Genomic DNA, 18,380 nt, shown 5'->3' on the forward strand with positions numbered 1-18,380 from the left:
GCTGGGCAGTCGAGCTGGGAAGTTAGGGACGGTGCTGACGGGGAACAAGGATCCGTCCGGCGTTTTCGTCCGTCGTACCAGGCATACTGAGGCTCGCATCGGGCTCAGGAGTGACACAACGAGTTTCGGAGGGTTTACCGGATGAACGTGGAAACGCAGTTCTTGCGCGCGATGGTCGGCTACGCGCTGGCTCGGGCCCACACCCAACGCGCCCGTGGCCGCGACGCCCGGGCCCGCGGCGCCCGCACCGAGCTCGGTGCCTCCGCGCTGGAGTGGGCGATCATCTCGGCCATCCTGGTGGCCGCCGCGCTGGCGATCGGTGTCGTGGTCAAGAACGTGATCACCAAGCGCACCGGTGAGATCCAGAACGGCTGAGGAGTTGCCGCGGTCACGCTCTCGTCAACGGCGCCGGGTCCGCTCGGAGCGAGGAGCCTCCTCGCTCGAGCTGGCGATCCTGGCGCCGTCGATCCTGGCGCTGATCTTCGTCTCCATCCAGACCGCGCTGTGGCTCTACGGCCGGTCGGTCGCGCTGAACGCGGCCCAGGAAGGGGTCTCCCGGCTGAGACTCGTCCAGCCGCCGCTCTACACCGGCGCGATCGGGGAGAAGGTCCGCGCCGACATCGAGGCGTACGCGTCCCAGCTGGGCGGCAACAGCCTCGGCAAGGCCGTGGTGCTGCCGCCCGCTTACAACAGCCCCGAGGGAATGGTGTCGTTCACGGTCACCGGTGAGACCATCTCCCTGGTCCCCGGCCTGAAACTGACCGTCAGCCGGACCGCCACCGGCCCGATCGAAGTCTTCGAAGCAGACGACAAGTGAGTGAGGCATGACCACCCTGGGGACCCGCCGCGGTGAACGCGGGACGATGGCTTTGGAGATGGTGATTCTGGCGCCTCTCCTGCTGGTCCTGTTCATGTTCCTGCTGGCCTGCGGACGCTACTTCCAGACGTCGTCCCTGCTCGAGAACGCCGCTCGCGACGGCGCCCGGTCCGCCAGCCAGTCCCGCTCCCTGGGCGACGCCCAGGGCCAGGTCGACGCCGCGGTCACCCGCACGATGGCCCAGGCGGTGAAGTCCTGCCAGGACTCGGCCGGCGGCACCATCACCACCGGCTTCGCGGCCGGTACGGCGCTGTCGGTCGAGGTGACCTGCACGATCAACTACCACGACCTCGGCCTGCTCGGCATCGGTGGCAACACCACCATCACCAAGCGGTTCAGCTCGTCCGTCGACCCCTATCGAGGTGTCCGCGATGGCAGCCAGCCCTGACCCCGGCGCGGCCGGTACGCCGGCCCGCCCCCGCGCTCGGCGGTCCGCACCCTGGCGGCAGCTCGCCGCCTTCGTCCGAATCGATGCCCCCGGCAACCACCGCGGCGCGCTCAGCCCCGCGGTCGCGATCCTCGCGGTGATGATCTTCACCCTGGCCGGCCTCGTCATCGACGGCGGCCGCCAGCTCGGCGCCAAGTCCCGCGCCATCGGCTACGCCCAGGAAGCCGCCCGGGTCGGCGCGGCCACCATCGTCTTCAACAGCGCCGAAGCCAGGATCGACACCCTCAAGGCCGGCACCGCGGTCTCGGCCTTCTGCGCCCAGATCGTCTCCAACGACAAGGCCGTCCAGAAGTGCGGCACCACCGAACTCACCGACGACGCCGTCAAGGTCGAGGTCGTGATCGGCAACAAGACCACCTTCCTCGGCATGGTCGGCATCGGCAACCTGAACGCCAGCGGGAGCGGCGAAGCCCACCCGGAGCAAGGTGTCACCAAGGCCGACGACAGCCCGAAGATCCCGCCGATCGTGATCGGCACCCGAACCGACGGTCCGGGACAGATCCCGGTCACCAGCACGGCGGTCCCGCCGACACTGGACATTCCGTGCCCGTCGAACTGGACCATCGGCGCCTCGACCCCGCCATGGACGCTCCCGTTCCCGCTGCCGAGGAGTTGTACCCCCAGCATCACCCCGTCGCCGACCGACTCCGACGACACCGAGACGACGGCGCCGACGAGATCGGTGCCGACGAAGAGTCCGTCCAAGCCGCCGGGCTCGACCAAACCTCCGGTCTCGACCAAGCCGACCAAACCGCCTGGCGGTGGCGCGCCCGTCGGAGTACCGCAAAACTCCGTGCCCCCGGCAGCCAACTGATGATCCGCCCCGACCGCCTAGGAGCCTCCGTCGTGCGACGTACAGCCATCCCAGCCGCCCTGCTGTCCGCGGCCCTGCTGCTGTCCGCCTGCGGTGGCAGTTCGGAGGACGGCGGGATGCCGGTGCCGGTCGAAGGCGGCGACGCTCCCACCATCACCCTCAGCGGTACGCCGAGCGCGCAGCCCACCGCCGCCCCGACGAAGAAGCCGTCAGCCCCGGTGACCACTGCCGCTCCGCCGCCCCCGGCCAAGGGGCAGGTGACCGTCGTCGCCGGGAACTTCGCGAGCAACCCCGCCGTCCAAGGCCTCGTGAAGAGCTACCCGGTCTATTTCAGTGCACTGGTCGCCCGGGACGCCGACATCATCAAGAACAATTTCCCGGCCTATTTCTACGCCGATGTCCAGCAGGGCATCGACGAAGCCAAGCGCAACGGCTGGGTGATGAAACCACCGGGCAGCGTGGTGGTGATGGGCACCTCGCCGCAGCCGCCCGACGTGATCAGGGTGAAGCTGTGCCGCTCCCAGACCACGCAGTACTGGAATCCCGGCAGTAAGAGTTGGGTCGTAGCCGCGAAGGGTGCACCGCAGGTGATCGACATGATCCGTACCGGCCTGGGCTGGTTGCCTTACCAGTTGGCACCGTCAACCGGCGTGAATTGCGCAAAGGTGCGTTTTCCGGCCTAGATCGAAACAGAATCGTTGACAGAAACGCGTGACGGGACACAATTCACCGGGCATGATGCCCCTGGTCGAAGATAACCTGCCAGTAGGACAAGACTCTGGAGTGAGGATGCGCAACCGAGTGAGCCGAGGGCTGATCGCCCTCACCACAGTGGTCGCACTACTGGCGGTCTACCCGACGTCGACCGCCTCGGCGGACACGATCACCTCGGGCGACAAGGTCTGCAGCATGTACGTCAACTCCGTGGGCTTCGGTGCCTTCTGCAGTTCCGGCGCCGCCTACTTCGGTGATGGCCCCCCGCCGCCGACCTGGAAGCAACGGCTCGGCAACAACATCTTCATCCCCTGCCGCGACTTCGACGTTCCCCGAGGCATCAAGCTCGGGCCACCGCCGGAGGGCAAGACCTGGGTCCTCCGGGTAACGATCGAGGACTACGACCTCGACACGGTCAATGGCGGTACGGGCGTCCACCTGGAGCGAGCGATCGTCCCGGTGTCCGGTGACGAGCGGCAGCAGTGCCGCAGAACCGACTACATGGAACCGTTCTGGGCCGAGTTCGGCAGCACCTACCCGGACCCGGCGCTGCAGGTGAAGCCGACCTACACCCCGCGGGTCAACGTCCCGGCGTACTTCTCGCTGACGCGGGAAAGCTCCATGATCCTGAAGAACACCCAGGGTGACCCGGAGCTGGACAGTGCCTTCTACGACCTCACCCACAACCTCACCATGCGCGGTCTGGTGACGATGATGAAGGTCGATCCGGGTGACGGAACGCCGCCTTTCGAGTGCCGGATGGGCGTCGGGAAGCTCGACGACAACTTCGACGGCTACGACGAGAAGGCCGACCCGTTCTCCCAGATGAGCACCTGCTCGCACAAGTACAAGCGGTCGAGCGCGAACCAGCCCGACGGGATGTACACGGTGAAGCTGACGATCACCTGGACGGTCGCCTACTGGAAGGGCGGGCCGAACTGGATCCCGGTCGGCACCGCCGACATCAACGCGGTACAACGCCTGCCTGTGCAGGAATTGCAGTCCATCGGTGGGTAAGGGAGGCACGACGATGGTGAAGACGGGTGAGCCGGTGCGCAACGCGCGGCTGCCGCAGCGGTCGAGCGGTGGGGCGGGGGAGCGGCTCAAGGGGCTGGCTTCGCTGCTGGCGATCGTCGCGATCGTGGGTGGCGTTCCGTACGTGCTGCTCCGGTTCTTCGGTACGCCGTGGCCGGACCAGGTGCCGGACCGGGACTTCCTGGTCAACCAGCTGACCGCCGAGACGATCATCGGCATCATCACCTTCTTCGTCTGGCTGGCCTGGCTGCACTTCGTCGTCTGCCTGGTCGCGGAGGCGATCGCCGAGATCAAGGGGCACGGGCTGTCGCCGCGGGTGCCGCTGGGTGGCGGTTCGCAGACGCTGGCCCGCCGGCTGATCTCGGGCGTCGTGCTGATCGCGGGGGCCGCCAGCGTCACGCTGCCGGCCGCCACCGCGGTCACCTCCGCGCCGCTCGGCAACCCGTCCTCGGTGAGTGTTTCCCAGGGCAACGACAGCAGCGCCGCCCAGGACGCGTTCCGGCAGAACGAGCCGCGCAGCACGGTCCAGGTCGGCGCGCCGTCGGTGAAGCGCACGCACACCGGCGTACGGACGAACAACGACCAGGCCGGTCAGGTCGTGAAGTACACCGAGGTCAAGCCGCCGCAGGGCCGCAACTACGACTGCCTGTGGGACATCGCGGAGCGCTACCTCGGCGAAGGCCGGCGGTACAAGGAGATCTACGAGCTCAACAAGAACAAGCTGCAGCCCGACGGGCGCCGGCTGACCAACCCGGATCTGATCATGCCGGGCTGGCAGGTGCGGTTGCCGGCCGACGCCAAGGGCGCCGGGGTGCACACCGTGCTCGTCAACGTGGACCACAAGGCGGCGACCAAGACGTCGCCGACCGCGAGGCCCAGCGCCAAGCCGACCGCGAAGGCCAACGCGTCGAGCGAAACGCGGACCGCCGAGCAGGGCACGAACGCGACCGGCAGCCGCTGGTTCGAGCAGCAGCAGGCCGAGGCGGGTTCGTCGATCGGGATCGGCAGCGCCGCGAACGACCCGACCGCCAAGACCGGTCAGCAGGGTTCCGAGACGGGCGCGGGCGAGAAGGCGTCCGCCGAGCAGGATGAGCCGGTGCAGGCCGGGACCCCGGTCGAGGACGCCGGGTTCGACACCACTCAGGCCGGCATCTACGGCTTCGGCGCCACGTTGCTCGCCGCTGGTCTCGCCCTCGCGCTGAGGCGTCGTCGGGGCTGGGCCCAGGGCCCCGGTCCGAAGGCGGCCGGGCATCGGCAGACCGAGATCGGCCTGCGCCTGGCGTCCGACGTACCGACTGCTCGTTTCGTCGACAACGCTCTGCGTTCACTCGGCGCGACACTGACCAGCGACAACCGCGTGATGCCGACCGTGGTGGCTGCTCTGGTCACCGATCGCGCGCTGACGCTCGTGCTGGAGCCGGGGGAGTCCCCGGCGGCACCTCCGGGCCCGTGGCAGGCCATCGCCGACGGCACCCGCTGGGTACTGCGCCGCGCCTACGCGCCGGAGGGCGACGTGGACGCGCCCGCGCCGTACCCGACTCTGGTCACCCTCGGCCGCAACGCCGACGGGGCGACCGTGCTGGTCGATCTCGACACGGCCGACGGCATCGTCAGCTTCGGCGGCGTCACGAACGCCTCCCGGGACGTCGTCGGTTCGCTCGCGGCCGAGCTGGCCACGAACCTGTGGTCCGAAGGCGCCCACGTCAGCATGATCGGCTTCGGCGACGACCTGTCGACGCTGGCGCCGAGCCGCTTGAGCTACTGGGTGCGACTGGACGACGCGTTGCGCGAGGTGACGCGCCGGACGGACGCCCAGGTGCAGGCCTGCGAGCGGCGGGACGCCACCAGCGTCGCCGACGCCCGGCTGGCTCACCCGGACCCGATGCTGTGGGGTCCGGAGATCATCTTCATGTCGGCGCCGCCGTCGCCGGAGGAGGAGCAGCAGCTCGCCCGGCTGGCCAACGACCCGAAGCGCTGTGTCGCGGTGGTCGTCGTCGGTGACGTGATGAGTTCACCGTGGCGGTTCGTGGTGGACGAGAAGAACCAGGCCGTCTGCCGGCTGCTCGGGCTCGAGGTCGATGCCCACAGCATCAACCCGTCCCAGTTCGCGGATCTGGTCGCGCTGTTCGGTGTGGCCGAGTCGGAGGCGCTGGACAAGCGGCGCGGCGACCAGGACCTGCCGGCGTACGAGTTCTCCCAGGCCGACCTGACCCGTCCGGCGCCGGTCGAGGTCGATCTGCTCGGTCCGGTCGAGGTGGACGCCAGTGGCGAGCTCGACCCGGGTCGGGTCGCGCTGTCGACGGAGATCGTGGCGTTCCTGGCCAGCCAGGACTACGGCGTACACCCGAACGTGCTGGCCGGAGCGATCTGGCCGCGCGGGATCAGCGACGAGCTGCGCAACGCGGCGCTGGAGCACACCCGCAAGTGGGTGGGCGTCGACGCCATGTACGCCGACGAGTCCGGCCGCTGGCTGCTCAACCGCAGCATCGTCCGGGTCGACTGGGACGTCTTCCGCACGCTGGCCAAGCAGGCGTCGCTGATGGACGACCCGCGCGCTCCGCTGTCGACGGCTCTGAGCCTGGTGCACGGGCAGTCCTGGTCGAACCTGCCCGCCGGACGCTACTCCTGGCTCGCTGCTTCCGGCATCGAGCGCAAGATGGCCGAGGCAGTCGTCGACGCGGCACTGAAGCTGGCAGAAGCGGGCCTGAGCCACAACGACGGCAACCTGGCCCGTACGGCGCTGCAGACCGGCCTGAGCTTCTCACCGGCCTCCGAGGACCTGTGGCGAGCCACCCTGCGCCTGGCCGCGCACTTCGGTACGACGAACGACGTCTCCAACGTCGCCGGCCAGATGTACTCGGCCCTCGCCAAGCACGGCGGCCCCCGCGGCGCCGAGCCCGAGACCGACGCCCTGGTCGACGAGCTCCTACCGGGCTACCACCGCCCCGCCGCGGTCGCGTAGTACCGGCACCAACGAGAACCGCCCCGAGAGGATCTCCTCTCGGGGCGGTTTCTGTTGGATGGATCAGAGCGAACTGGCGGACCAGGTGTCGCAGGTGGTCATGTCACCGGAGTCCATGCCGATCTTGAACCACTTCATCCGCTGCTCGGCGGTGCCGTGGCTGAAGCTCTCCGGGTTGACCTGACCCTGGGTCTTCTCCTGGATGCGGTCGTCCCCGACGGACGCGGCAGCGTCCAGGCCGCGAGCGATGTCGTCCTCGGAGAGTTCGGTGATCAGTGGCTTGCCGCCGCTGCTGGGCACCTTGGTCGCGTGGTTGGTCCAGATGCCGGCCAGGCAGTCGGCCTGCAGCTCGGAGCGGACCGAGTCCGACTCCGGTCCCTCGCGGGACTTGATCTTGCCGAGGATGCCGTAGAGGTTCTGGATGTGGTGGCCGTACTCGTGCGCCACGACGTACGCCTCGGCGAAGTCGCCGCCCCGGGCCCCGAGGTCGGTCTGCAGGGTCTTGAAGAACCCGAGCTCCAGGTAGACCCGCTTGTCGGGCGGGCAGTAGAACGGGCCGACCGCCGCCGTCGCGGGGCCGCAACCGGTGTTCACCGAGTTGTCGAAGACGCGCATCGGCGCCGGAACGTACTTCTTGCCCCGGCGGGGCAGCTCGGCGGCCCAGAAGTTCTGGATCGAGTTCTGGTAGAAGACGAACCGGCAGTCCTTGTTGGAGGTGAGGTCCGAGCCCTTCTTGCAGGAGTCGAGGTTGCCTGCCGCCGTGTTCTGGACGGCCGGTTCGTCGGCGCCGCCGCCCCCACCGGGGAGGCCGCCGTTCAGGAGCAGGACGATGATCAGCAGGACGACGCCGCCGATGCCACCACCGACCGGAATGCCCATGCCGCCGGGGAGCCGGCCGCCTCCGCCACCGCTGCCGCGGGTGTCTTCCACGCCACTGGTGTCCAAGTCGGCGTCAGGGTTGAATTTCACACCGCATACACTAGACCTCGTCGCTGCAAGAGGGCGCCTTGTGACGCGTCCCTGCCGGCCTGCTTCCGTTCAGCCGACCCGATGTGCTGGACCCCCGACCTGAGGACACCTGCGCCGCCATGATCACTGTCTCCAACCTCGAGGTACGTGTCGGGGCCAGGCAACTCCTTTCGCCTGCCTCTTTCCGCGTCAACCCGGGGGACAAGGTCGGCTTGGTCGGTCGGAACGGCGCCGGGAAGACGACGCTGACCAAGATCCTGGCCGGCGAGGGTCTGCCGGCCGGCGGTTCGGTCTCGTCGTCGGGTGAGATCGGCTACCTGCCGCAGGACCCGCGGACCGGTGACCTCGAGATCCTGGCTCGCGACCGGATCCTGTCCGCGCGCGGACTGGACGAGGTGGTCCGGCGGATGCGCAACGCGGAGAAGGCGATGGCCAGCGCGGACGAGAAGACGCGCGAGAAGGGGATGCGGCGCTACGAGCGCGCCGAGGCCGACCTGCACGCCGCCGGTGGGTACGCCGCCGAGTCCGAAGCGGCCCGCATCTCCGCCAACCTCGGCCTGCCCGATCGGGTGCTGGGGCAGCCACTGGGCACCCTGTCGGGTGGTCAGCGGCGCCGGGTAGAGCTGGCCCGGATCCTGTTCGCCCAGGCGGAGACGCTGCTGCTGGACGAGCCGACCAACCACCTGGACGCCGACTCGATCGTCTGGCTGCGCGACTTCCTGAAAAGCTATCCCGGTGGCGTGATCATGATCAGCCACGACGTGAACCTGCTGGAGGACACCGTCACCCGGGTCTTCCACCTGGATGCCAACCGAGCCGAGATGGACGTCTACAACGTCGGCTGGAAGGCCTACCTGACCCAGCGCGAGACCGACGCCCGGCGGCGGAAGCGCGAGCGCGCCAACGCCGAGAAGAAGGCCACCCAGCTGGTCGACCAGGCGAACAAGATGCGCGCCAAGGCGACCAAGGCCGCGGGTGCGCAGCAGATGCTGAAGCGGGCCGAGAAGCTGATGTCCTCGCTCGAGGCCGAGCGCTCCTCGGACCGGGTGGCGAAGATCACCTTCCCGACCCCGGCCGCGTGTGGCAAGACCCCGCTGATGGCCAGGGAGCTGTCGAAGTCGTACGGGTCGCTGGAGATCTTCACCGACGTCGACCTGGCGATCGACCGCGGCTCGCGGGTCGTCGTCCTGGGTCTGAACGGCGCCGGCAAGACCACCCTGCTGCGGGTGCTTTCCGGGATCGAGAAGTCCGACACCGGTGAGGTGATCGACGGCCACGGCCTCAAGCTCGGGTACTACGCGCAGGAGCACGAGACCCTCGACGTCAACCGGACCGTGCTGGAGAACATGAAGACCGCGGCGCCGGACCTCAACGAGACCCAGGCCCGGTCGGTGCTCGGCTCGTTCCTGTTCAGCGGCGACGACGCGGACAAGCCGGCCAGTGTGTTGTCGGGCGGCGAGAAGACCCGGCTCGCGCTGGCCACGCTCGTCGTCTCGGCGGCGAACGTGCTGCTGCTCGACGAGCCCACCAACAACCTGGACCCCGCGTCGCGCACCGAAGTACTGAACGCGATCCGCTCGTACGCCGGCGCCATCGTGCTGGTCACCCACGACGAGGGTGCCGTCGCGGCGCTCGAGCCCGAGCGTGTCCTGCTGCTGCCGGACGGCGTCGAGGACCTCTGGACCAACGACTACGCCGACCTGGTGTCGCTCGCCTAGGGGCTTTTCCACAGGTGACGATCGCCGCACCGAAACCGCGGCGAGGTGCCGTATGTTCACTGGCATGAGCGATCTCGGACTGCGGTTGACGGTGGACGGGCCTGTTGCCCGGGTGGTGCTGGACCGGCCGGAGGTGCGCAACGCGCAGACTCCGGCGATGTGGGCGGCCTTGTCGGACTTCGGCGCGTCGCTGTCCGGCGACGTGCGGGTGGTGGTCGTGTCGGGGGAGGGGCAGTCGTTCTCGGCCGGGCTCGACCGCAACCTGATGATGGGCGAGCCGGTCGACGGTCAGGAGCCGCTGCTTACGCTCGGGAAGAAACCCGATCCGGAGTTGCAAGAGCTGATCTCGCACTTCCAAGCGGGCTTCTCCTGGCTGCGCAGGCCGGAGATCATCAGCATTGCCGCGGTGCAGGGTCACGCGGTTGGAGCCGGTTTCCAGCTGGCGCTCGCGTGCGATCTGAGAGTCATTACTCCGGACGCGAAGTTCAGCATGCGTGAGCCGGCGCTCGGGCTGGTGCCTGATCTGGGCGGGACGCAACCGCTGGTCCAACTGGTCGGGTACTCGCGGGCGTTGGAGATCTGCGTGACGTCGCGCTGGGTCGAGGCCGACGAGGCGCTCCAGCTGGGGCTGGCGAACATCGTGGTACCGGGCGAGGAGTTGGCTGGGACGGTGAAGGACCTGTCGGAGGCGGTGCTGTCGCCGCTGGTCGGCGCGGTGCGGGAGACCAAGGCGCTGCTGCTGGGCGCCGCCGATCGTTCGTACGACGAACAGCTGACTGCCGAGCGCGAGGCGCAGACGCGGCGGCTGAAGGAGCTCATCGCCCAGTTCGGCTGACCGGCGCCGGGCGGGAAGTTTCGGACGACCTCAAGTGTTGTCAAGGTTGACGAGTTGATTGCGGGGAGGGGACCGGATGTCTTCAGGGATGCGAATGGGTGGCGGCACCGGCGGTGCGATGGGCTGGCGGCGGCAGGACGCGTCGGTGGTGGATCGCAAGCTGGCCAAGGGCACGCTGCGGCGCATCCTGCGGTTCGCGAAACCGTTCAAGCTGCACATCACCTTCTTCCTGCTGCTGGTGGTGGTCTCGGCGGTCCTGGTGATCGCCTCGCCGCTGCTGTTCAAGAAGATCGTCGACGACGGCATCATCAAGGGCAACGGCGGTCTGGTCACCTCGCTGGCGCTGGTGGTCGCTCTGCTGGCCGTCATCGAGGCCGCCCTCGGACTGATGCAGCGCTGGTTCTCGGCGCGGATCGGTGAGGGCCTGATCTACGACCTGCGGACGCAGGTCTTCGCCCACGTGCAGCGGATGCCGATCGCGTTCTTCACCAGGACGCAGACCGGCGCCCTGGTCTCCCGGCTCAACACCGATGTCATCGGCGCACAGCAGGCCTTCACCTCGACCTTGTCCGGCGTCGTGTCCAACGTGATCAGCCTGATCCTCGTGGTCGGCGCGATGCTGCTGCTGAGCTGGCAGCTGACCGTGGTGGCGATCCTGCTGCTGCCGGTCTTCCTGTTGCCGGCGCGGTATCTCGGCCGCCGGCTGGCCGCGATGACGCGCGAGCAGATGCAGCTCAACGCGGACATGTCGACGGCGATGACCGAGCGGTTCTCCGTCGGCGGCGCGCTGCTGGTGACGCTGTTCGGCAAGCCGGAGCTGGAGAACGCGCGGTTCAGCGTGCAGTCGGGGCGGGTTCGGGATCTGGGGATCCGGATCGCGATGCTGGGGCGGGTCTTCTTCACCGCGCTCACCCTGGTCGCGGCGCTGGCAACCGCGCTCGTGTACGGCGTGGGCGGCAACCTCGCCGTCCGGGAGACGCTGACGGTCGGCACTCTGCTCGCGCTCGTCGCGTTGCTCGGGCGCCTCTACGGCCCGCTGACCGCCCTGTCGAACGTACGCGTCGACGTGATGACCGCCCTGGTCTCCTTCGAGCGCGTCTTCGAGGTGCTCGACCTGAAGCCGATGATCCAGGACGCTCCGGACGCCCGGCCGCTACCGGACAACGCCGCCTCGGTCAGCTTCGACAAGGTGTCGTTCGCCTATCCGACCGCGGACCAGGTGTCGCTGGCGAGCCTGGAGTCCGTCGCGGTGCTCGACAAGCGAGCCTCCGCGCAGGTGATCGAGGACATCAGCTTCGAGGTCGAGCCCGGCCAGATGGTCGCCCTGGTCGGTCCGTCCGGCGCGGGCAAGACGACCATCACCAACCTGGTCGCCCGGTTGTACGACGTGACCGGTGGCTCGGTGAAGATCGGCGGTCACGACGTCCGCGAGGTGACGCTGCAGTCGCTGCACGACACGATCGGCTATGTCACCCAGGACGCGCACATGTTCCATGACACCATCCGGTCCAACCTGGCCTACGCCAAACCGGGCGCGACCGACGAGGAGATGGTGGAGGCACTCCGCTCGGCGCAGGTCTGGGAGCTGGTCTCGTCGTTGCCGGACGGTCTGGACACGGTGGTCGGCGATCGCGGTCACCGGCTCTCCGGTGGCGAGCGGCAACGCCTGGCGATCGCGAGGTTGTTGCTGAAGGCACCGCACGTCGTCGTACTGGACGAGGCGACGGCTCACCTCGACTCCGAGTCGGAGGTGGCGGTCCAGCAGGCGCTCGACACTGCCCTCGAAGGCCGGACGTCACTGGTGATCGCGCACCGGCTGTCGACCGTGCGCAACGCGGACCAGATCCTGGTCGTTGACCACGGCAACATCGTCGAGCGCGGCACCCACGACGAGCTGCTCGCCCTCGACGGCGAGTACGCGGATCTGTACCACACCCAGTTCGCCCAGTCGGGTTCAGCAGCAGGCGTCTGAGGTTGTCCGTGTGAGGTCGTCAGGGAGGGTTGCCGAGTGATCAAGCTCGCGCTCGTACTGGCCGCCGGCTACACGGGCTACAAGCTGGCATACCACTCCGAGGACGGCCGCCACTACGGCAAGGTCGGCCAGCACCGCCTCAGAACGACACTCGCTCTGCTGTTCGCCGCCCTCGCCGCGGGCTGCACCTACGCGGCCCTCCTCCTGCACTGACGCAGCCGGCCTCAGCGCGGCGGCGCGCAGTACGAGGTGTTAGCTCTTGCGCTTCTCGTCCTGTTCGAGCAAGTGGAGAACCGGTACGCCGAGGTGGCGGCGGGCCGAGTTGGTCCAGTCGAGATGGAAGAACTCGGCGACGATGTGCGGCCGGGTGAGGATGATGACCTCGCGGCCGCCGACCTTCTCGACCGTCGAGGTGAGCGCCTCGATCGGGCGGTCGTGCGAGATCCCGCCGTCGGCCTGCTGACCGAGATCGCGCAGCCGCTGGACGCTGCGGCCAGTGCAGTCCTTGGCCTCGCTGTCGATCGCCTTCTGCGCCTCGGCCAGATCCTGACGCTGGTCGGCGAGTCCCGGCCCGTAGAGATCGGCCGTCCCGAGCGCGCTGATGGACGCCTCCACGCCGGCCTCGGCGTTGTGACACGGCACCACCACGTGGTACTTCACCGGCTCGGGCAGGTCCTGATGGAGCTCCACCACGCGGCGGGCATCGGGTTCGGTCAGTTCCTGCTCCACGAGCAGCACGACGTCATACATCTCGGTACCTCCGGTTCGAACCAGTCGGTATGCCCCCATCATGCCCCCGCAATGAGCGACTTGGGGGCAGAATGGCGTCATGTTGCTCCCCGTGATGCCGCCGGTCCCGCCGATGCTGGCGAAGCCGATCAAGCAGATCCCGGACGGAAACGTCAGCTTCGAGCCGAAATGGGACGGTTTCCGCTCGATCATCTTCCGCGACGGTGACGAGGTGGAGATCGGCAGCCGCAACGAGAAGCCGATGACGCGGTACTTCCCGGAGCTGGTCGAGGCGCTCAAGGCGAACCTGCCCGACCGGTGCGTGATCGACGGCGAGATCGTCGTGGTCGGCGCGTCGGGGGACCGGCTCGACTTCGAGGCGCTGCAACAGCGGATCCATCCCGCGGCCTCCCGGGTCAAAATGCTGTCGGAGACGACGCCGGCGCGCTTCGTCGCGTTCGACCTGCTCGCGCTGGGGGACACCGACTACACCGAGCGGCCGTTCGCCGAGCGGCGTGAGGCGTTGGAGCAGGCGCTGGCCGAGGCCGCGGCGCCGATCCACCTGACCCGGACGACCACTGACCAGGCGACCGCGACGGAGTGGTTCCACCAGTTCGAGGGCGCCGGGCTGGACGGCGTGATCGCGAAACCGCTCGACGGGTTGTACGAGCCGGACAAGCGGACGATGTTCAAGATCAAGCACGTCCGGACCGCCGACTGTGTCGTGGCCGGCTACCGGCTGCACAAGAGCGGCGACAACCGGATCGGGTCGCTGCTGCTCGGGCTCTACAACTCCGAGGGGGTGCTCGCGAGCGTCGGCGTCATCGGCGCGTTCCCGATGGCGCGGCGCGAGGAGTTGTTCGTGGAGATGCAGGAGTACGTCACCGACTTCGACAACCACCCGTGGGCCTGGGCCAAGCAGGAAGAGGGCAACCGGACTCCACGCAACGCCGAAGGAAGCAGGTGGCAGGCGGGCAAGGACCTCAGCTTCGTACCGCTGCGTCCCGAGCGGGTGGTCGAGGTCAAGTACGACCACATGGAAGGCGTGCGCTTTCGGCACACCGCGCAGTTCGTGCAGTGGCGCGAGGACCGTACGCCGGAGTCGTGCACCTACGAGCAGCTCGAGGAGCCGATCAAGTTCGACCTCGCCGACGTACTGACCGCCCGCCCGGAGGCGTCCGCCGGCTGACCGTGCTGGACAGGTGAACCCGGGGGCGCGGACAATCCAGAGATGACGGCGGAACGGATCGAGCTGGCGCGTCCCTCGGACGCCGAGCGTGACCGCGCCCTGGCGATCCTCCGCGACGGCGCCGGCTCCGGCCGCCTCTCCCACGACACCTTCATCCGCCGGATGAACTTCGTACTCCGGGCTCAGAGCCGCCGCGAACTCGCCAACGCCACCCACGACCTCCCCGGCACCGAGCCCCGAGCGATCCAGCTCCTCAACCGCCTGCTCGCCCGCGTCCCCCGCCTGACCCTCGCGCTCCGCCCCGCGGCAACGCCCGTCCGCCCCCAAGGCCTGGCCCTGCCCCCACCCGGCTCCCCGACAGTCCGCATCGGCCGAGTCCCCGGCGCCACCCTCCGCCTCGCCGACCTCTCCGTCTCCCGCTTCCACGCCGAACTCCGCCCCACCGACAACGGCTGGCTCCTCCGAGACCTCGGCTCCATGAACGGCACCCACCTCAACGGCCTCCGCATCACCACCCCCGTCCAAGTCCGCCCCGGCGACCACATCCGCTTCGGCGCAGTCACCTACCACCTGACTTGGACCGACCCGAGCTAGCTCTCGCGAACGCGACACCGGCGTACGTCCGGGATCGTCAGCCTCTCTGGCGACGGCCGCCTCACCACGGCGTCCGGCCCCCGTCAGAGCTCCGCACCCGGTGACTTCTCCGTCCCTTTGCCGCCACCTCTGCGACCCTCCGATGCCACTCCGGTCTCACCAGCAGTCCGCGTTGGCGCCGAAAGCCCATCAAGCGCCACCTTGGCAGCCCGCACCGCCTGCAGATCAGGATGACTCCCACGCTGCTCAGGCCGGACGATCCCGTTGAGCTTGTGCGCAAACTCCTTGAGATCCTGCTGGGTCACCATCTTGTCGATCAGCTCAGGCATCGTCCGCGGCGCTCGGCGGTTGCGGGCGACCATTTTCTCCATCGAGTCGACCACGAGCTGCGGTTCTTCGGCGAGGAGCCGGCCGAGGAACTCCGAGGTGCGTTCGACCGGCATGGCGTTCGAGCCTGTGGCCGGCGGGTCGAAGTCCTTCACGTTGTCCGTCACCAGGACGTCCGCTTCACCGTGAACGGCGGCGGCGAGGACGTGTTTGTCCTTCTCGTCCGCTCGCATGTCAGACATCCGGTGTTGATAGTCGGTGATCAACGCTTCGGGAAAAGCTTTCGCCATCTGAGCTAGCCGGCCGTCGGCACGCTCGGCGGTCACACCGGCGGGACGGTTGCGCTTCACCTCATCCAGTACCTCGGCGGACCACTGCGGTTCGAAGAGCTTGCTGTCAGCAACGCTGAGCATCACGTCCGTCGTGAGCTGACCGCGAAGCACATTGGCATCGAGGAACGCGACAGGAGGATTCGCCATCGGAGATCAGCGAACTGTCGGCGGCTCGTCGTCCCAGGGCTCCTCGTCCGCCAGCGCCTGGAGCGCCTCCTCACGCTGCGCCTTCAGCCGGGCATCGAAGGCGAGCACATCGGACAGCTTCACCCAATCGACGTACTCACTGGTGCGAAACGGGATCTCGCCCTTCCCGACGTGCTGCCGGAACTGCCGACGGGACATCGAGATAGCGTCTGCGGCCTGATCCACCGGCACTTCCTGCCGCAGCGGAGTGATCTGGAGGGCATACCCCTGCCGGAGCGCAGCCTCAACGAACGCCATCACCTCGTGCACTTTCGGCGGGATGTCCTGCCGTGTCCCATCCGGGCTCACCAGCGCCGCGCCATCGCGCACGAGATCACGCTCATCCTCGGTCAGCAGAAAGACCTCGGTCCGGCTCGGCATGACGTCCATGGGCTGATCCTAGAGCGCCAGCCATCTCGCAGGCCGGAGGTTATCCACATCCCCGTCGCGACGGCACCCGACCGAGAACCACCCATCTGATCCTGCCGCTACAGCTCCTTGTCGGCCGACTTCTCCGGTCCGCTCGCGCCGGCCTTACGTGCCTGAGGTGCAGACCCAGGTTTCTCGGCCGCCTTGGTGGGTGACGCGACCCCGTCGAGCGCAGCCTTGGCGGCTTGTGTCGTCTGCAGGTTCGGGTGGGTTCCGCGTTGTTCGGGCGGGACGATGCCGTTGAGTTTGTGCGCGAACCCCTCGAGGTCCTGTTGGGTCGCCATCTTGTCGATGAGTTCGGGCATCGTCTGCGGAGTACGACGGTTGCGGGCGACCATCTTCTGCAGGCTGCGCACGACCTTGTCCGGGTTGTCGTCGAGCACCTGGTTCAGGAACTCGGAGGTTCGTTCGACCTTCATCGCGTGACTTCCGCTGCGCGGTGGGTCGAAGTCCTTCGTGTTCTCGGTGACCAGGACGTCGGCCTTGCTGTGGACGGCGGCGGCGAGGACGTGCTTGTCCTTCTCGTCGGCCCGCATCTGCGGCGTCAGTTCGTCGTACCCGGTCGTCATCGCGGCGGGGAACACCTTGTCCATCTGCGCGAACCGGCCGGTGACCGCTTGCTCGCTGGCTCCGGGCGGCTTGTTGCGGATGGCTTCGGCCTGCACCTCCGGCGACCACTTCGGGCGGTAGAGGCGCTCCGCCGCCAGCGTCAGCATGATGTCGGTGGTGAGCTGGCCGCGGACGACGTTCGCGTCGAGGAAGGCAGTACGAACAGTGGCCATCGAGGTCAGCCGTTGCTCGGCGAGCCGTCGTCGTCCCACGGCTCCTCCTCGGCGAAGGACTGCAGCATCTTCTCGCGATCGGCGTCCAGGCGAGCGCTCAGAGCCAGTACGTCGGCCAGTCGTACCCAGTCCACGTACTCCGACGAGCGGAACGGGATCTCACCCTGGCTGACCAGCAGACGTAGCTCGTCGCGCCCCAGCGACACAGCGTCCGCTGCCTCGTCGATGGGAAGTTCGTGGCGCAGTGCCGTGATCTGCACGGCGAAGCCGGCTTGCATGGCGGCTTCGACGAACTCCATCGCTTCGGCGACCTTCTGGGGGATCTCCCGCCGGTTGCCGTTGCGTCCGATCAGTGCTGGGCCGTCGGGAGTGACGCGGCGGTCGGTGTCGGCGAGCAGGAACACCTCGGACTGGCTTGGCAGGATCTCCACGGGGGGATTCTAGGGCGCCGGCTGCCGGAGCCGGGGGAGGTTGTCCACAGGGTTACGGCTGGTGGACCGTCGGGTGGGCGCCTGGATTGGCGGACCACCAGGGGCGGGCGGCGGCGTGGGTGGCGATGGTTCGGGTGTAGACGTCGACGAAGGCCTGGTGGATTCGGTCTATGTCTTCCTGGGGGGTGCTGTCGGCGCGCCAGCGGAGGGCCCGGCGCCAGAGCAGTGGGTGGCCGGTGATGGGGAGGACGACGGTGTTGGGGATCTCGCGGACGGTGGGGGCGCAGAGGCTGATGCCTCGGCCGGCACCTATTAACTGTTCGATCTCGGAGGTGTCGAGGTTGGCGTAGCGGAACTCGGGGGTGAAGCCGGCCGACTCGCAGATGCTGCGGAGGTAGGCGAGGTCGCCGTCCTCCTTGCCGGCCGGCGGGCAGATCCAGATGTCGTCGGCGAGATCTGCGAGCGCCACCGCTTCCTTGCCGGCCAGCCGGTGGTCGGCGGGGAGGGCGACCGCGAAGGGCTCCGGCCAGACCATCGTCTGCTCACGGATTCCGGGTGGGCACGGTGGCGCGTACGCGTCGTCGCACCGGCCGAGCATGACCACGTCGACCACGTCCGCGGCCAGCAGGTCCGTCAGTACTGCGCACGAGGCGTCCACCTGGGTGGCGAGTTGGCGGTCGGGGAGCAGCTCTTCCAGGCGGGACAGCCACGCTCCGAACATCACCGTGCGCACAGCGCCAAGACGGAGTACGGCGGACGTGGACGTATAACGCCGGCTGCTGCCGACCAGCTCGTCCATGTCGGCCAGCATCGCCCGCGCGCGGCCCAGAACGTGCTTCCCGAGCGGTGTCGCGACCACGCCGTACGGGCCGCGTTCGAACAGGATGCCGCCGATCGCGTCCTCGATTCTGTGCAGCTGGGCGGTCAAAGACGGCTGTGAGACGCCCAGCCCGGCCGCGGCCTTCGACACGCTGCCGGTGTCGGCAAGGCGGCAGACCACTCGCAGATGACGAAGTTCCAGCTCCATAGCGGTGAGG

Annotated in this window: 20 protein-coding genes; 13 read left to right on the forward strand and 7 right to left on the reverse strand. The window is 68.4% G+C overall.

The features are described from left to right. Positions 1 to 141: 141 nt before the first annotated feature. The 7 genes from OX958_RS17575 to OX958_RS17605 all read left to right on the forward strand — a co-directional run bounded on the left by OX958_RS17575 (position 142) and on the right by OX958_RS17605 (position 6,850). Positions 142 to 375: a hypothetical protein gene (locus OX958_RS17575; protein ID WP_270129803.1), complete on the forward strand. Its 234-nt coding sequence runs from the start codon at positions 142 to 144 to the stop codon at positions 373 to 375. Further along, entirely contained in the window at positions 356 to 817 is a 462-nt protein-coding gene (locus OX958_RS17580) for a TadE family protein (protein WP_270129805.1), read from the forward strand. The genes OX958_RS17575 and OX958_RS17580 overlap by 20 nt, the downstream gene beginning before the upstream one ends. 7 nt (positions 818 to 824) lie before the next feature. Beyond that, positions 825 to 1,265: a TadE/TadG family type IV pilus assembly protein gene (locus tag OX958_RS17585; RefSeq protein WP_270129807.1), complete on the forward strand. Its 441-nt coding sequence runs from the start codon at positions 825 to 827 to the stop codon at positions 1,263 to 1,265. Further along, a complete protein-coding gene (locus OX958_RS17590) occupies positions 1,249 to 2,139 on the forward strand; it encodes a TadE/TadG family type IV pilus assembly protein (protein WP_270129809.1) in 891 nt (296 codons plus the stop codon). The genes OX958_RS17585 and OX958_RS17590 overlap by 17 nt, the downstream gene beginning before the upstream one ends. Before the next feature lie 32 nt (positions 2,140 to 2,171). Then, the gene (locus OX958_RS17595; RefSeq protein WP_270129811.1) at positions 2,172 to 2,822 is read left to right on the forward strand and encodes a hypothetical protein; all 651 of its coding nucleotides are present in this window, start codon (positions 2,172 to 2,174) and stop codon (positions 2,820 to 2,822) included. 106 nt (positions 2,823 to 2,928) lie between these two features. Beyond that, entirely contained in the window at positions 2,929 to 3,870 is a 942-nt protein-coding gene (locus tag OX958_RS17600; RefSeq protein ID WP_270129812.1) for a hypothetical protein, read from the forward strand. Between the two features lie 13 nt (positions 3,871 to 3,883). Further along, a complete protein-coding gene (locus OX958_RS17605) occupies positions 3,884 to 6,850 on the forward strand; it encodes a hypothetical protein (protein ID WP_270129813.1) in 2,967 nt (988 codons plus the stop codon). A gap of 63 nt (positions 6,851 to 6,913) precedes the next feature. On the opposite strand, the gene ypfJ is transcribed toward OX958_RS17605, so the two are convergent. Continuing rightward, positions 6,914 to 7,819 (reverse strand): KPN_02809 family neutral zinc metallopeptidase, encoded by a 906-nt coding sequence (ypfJ, locus tag OX958_RS17610; protein ID WP_270129814.1) that lies wholly within the window; start codon positions 7,817 to 7,819, stop codon positions 6,914 to 6,916. Positions 7,820 to 7,938: 119 nt separating this feature from the next. Between ypfJ and OX958_RS17615 the strand changes: the two genes are divergently transcribed. The 4 genes from OX958_RS17615 to OX958_RS17630 all read left to right on the forward strand — a co-directional run bounded on the left by OX958_RS17615 (position 7,939) and on the right by OX958_RS17630 (position 12,557). Beyond that, entirely contained in the window at positions 7,939 to 9,537 is a 1,599-nt protein-coding gene (locus OX958_RS17615) for an ABC-F family ATP-binding cassette domain-containing protein (protein WP_270129816.1), read from the forward strand. A 64-nt stretch (positions 9,538 to 9,601) separates the two neighbouring features. Next, positions 9,602 to 10,372 carry an enoyl-CoA hydratase/isomerase family protein gene (locus tag OX958_RS17620; protein WP_270129818.1) on the forward strand — a complete coding sequence of 257 codons (771 nt, stop codon included), beginning with the start codon at positions 9,602 to 9,604 and terminating at the stop codon, positions 10,370 to 10,372. Positions 10,373 to 10,448: 76 nt separating this feature from the next. Then, positions 10,449 to 12,344, forward strand: coding sequence for an ABC transporter ATP-binding protein (locus OX958_RS17625; protein ID WP_270129819.1), 1,896 nt, complete (start codon positions 10,449 to 10,451; stop codon positions 12,342 to 12,344). Between the two features lie 36 nt (positions 12,345 to 12,380). Beyond that, a complete protein-coding gene (locus OX958_RS17630; protein WP_270129821.1) occupies positions 12,381 to 12,557 on the forward strand; it encodes a hypothetical protein in 177 nt (58 codons plus the stop codon). A 39-nt stretch (positions 12,558 to 12,596) separates the two neighbouring features. On the opposite strand, the gene OX958_RS17635 is transcribed toward OX958_RS17630, so the two are convergent. Further along, complete coding sequence (locus tag OX958_RS17635; protein WP_270129822.1) at positions 12,597 to 13,094, reverse strand: hypothetical protein; 498 nt, start codon at positions 13,092 to 13,094, stop codon at positions 12,597 to 12,599. A 79-nt stretch (positions 13,095 to 13,173) separates the two neighbouring features. On the opposite strand from OX958_RS17635, the gene OX958_RS17640 reads away from it, so the two are divergent. Both OX958_RS17640 and OX958_RS17645 read left to right on the forward strand, forming a co-directional pair. Beyond that, the gene (locus tag OX958_RS17640; RefSeq protein WP_270129823.1) at positions 13,174 to 14,262 is read left to right on the forward strand and encodes an ATP-dependent DNA ligase; all 1,089 of its coding nucleotides are present in this window, start codon (positions 13,174 to 13,176) and stop codon (positions 14,260 to 14,262) included. Positions 14,263 to 14,304: 42 nt separating this feature from the next. Continuing rightward, positions 14,305 to 14,856: a DUF1707 and FHA domain-containing protein gene (locus OX958_RS17645; protein ID WP_270129825.1), complete on the forward strand. Its 552-nt coding sequence runs from the start codon at positions 14,305 to 14,307 to the stop codon at positions 14,854 to 14,856. 83 nt (positions 14,857 to 14,939) lie between these two features. Here OX958_RS17645 and OX958_RS17650 read toward each other — a convergent pair whose 3' ends face one another. The 5 genes from OX958_RS17650 to OX958_RS17670 form a co-directional block, all read right to left on the reverse strand. Then, a complete protein-coding gene (locus tag OX958_RS17650) occupies positions 14,940 to 15,662 on the reverse strand; it encodes a PIN domain-containing protein (RefSeq protein ID WP_270129826.1) in 723 nt (240 codons plus the stop codon). A 6-nt stretch (positions 15,663 to 15,668) separates the two neighbouring features. Continuing rightward, a complete protein-coding gene (locus OX958_RS17655) occupies positions 15,669 to 16,091 on the reverse strand; it encodes a hypothetical protein (protein WP_270129828.1) in 423 nt (140 codons plus the stop codon). A gap of 98 nt (positions 16,092 to 16,189) precedes the next feature. Continuing rightward, entirely contained in the window at positions 16,190 to 16,951 is a 762-nt protein-coding gene (locus tag OX958_RS17660; protein ID WP_270129829.1) for a PIN domain-containing protein, read from the reverse strand. Then, complete coding sequence (locus OX958_RS17665) at positions 16,918 to 17,343, reverse strand: hypothetical protein (protein ID WP_270129831.1); 426 nt, start codon at positions 17,341 to 17,343, stop codon at positions 16,918 to 16,920. Before OX958_RS17665 ends, OX958_RS17660 begins: the two co-directional genes overlap by 34 nt. A 52-nt stretch (positions 17,344 to 17,395) precedes the next feature. Next, positions 17,396 to 18,370, reverse strand: a complete 975-nt coding sequence (locus tag OX958_RS17670) for a LysR family transcriptional regulator (RefSeq protein WP_270129832.1) — start codon at positions 18,368 to 18,370, stop codon at positions 17,396 to 17,398. Between the last annotated feature and the right edge of the window lie 10 nt (positions 18,371 to 18,380).

Origin of the sequence: Kribbella sp. CA-293567 (assembly GCF_027627575.1) — a bacterium.
GTDB lineage: Bacteria > Actinomycetota > Actinomycetes > Propionibacteriales > Kribbellaceae > Kribbella.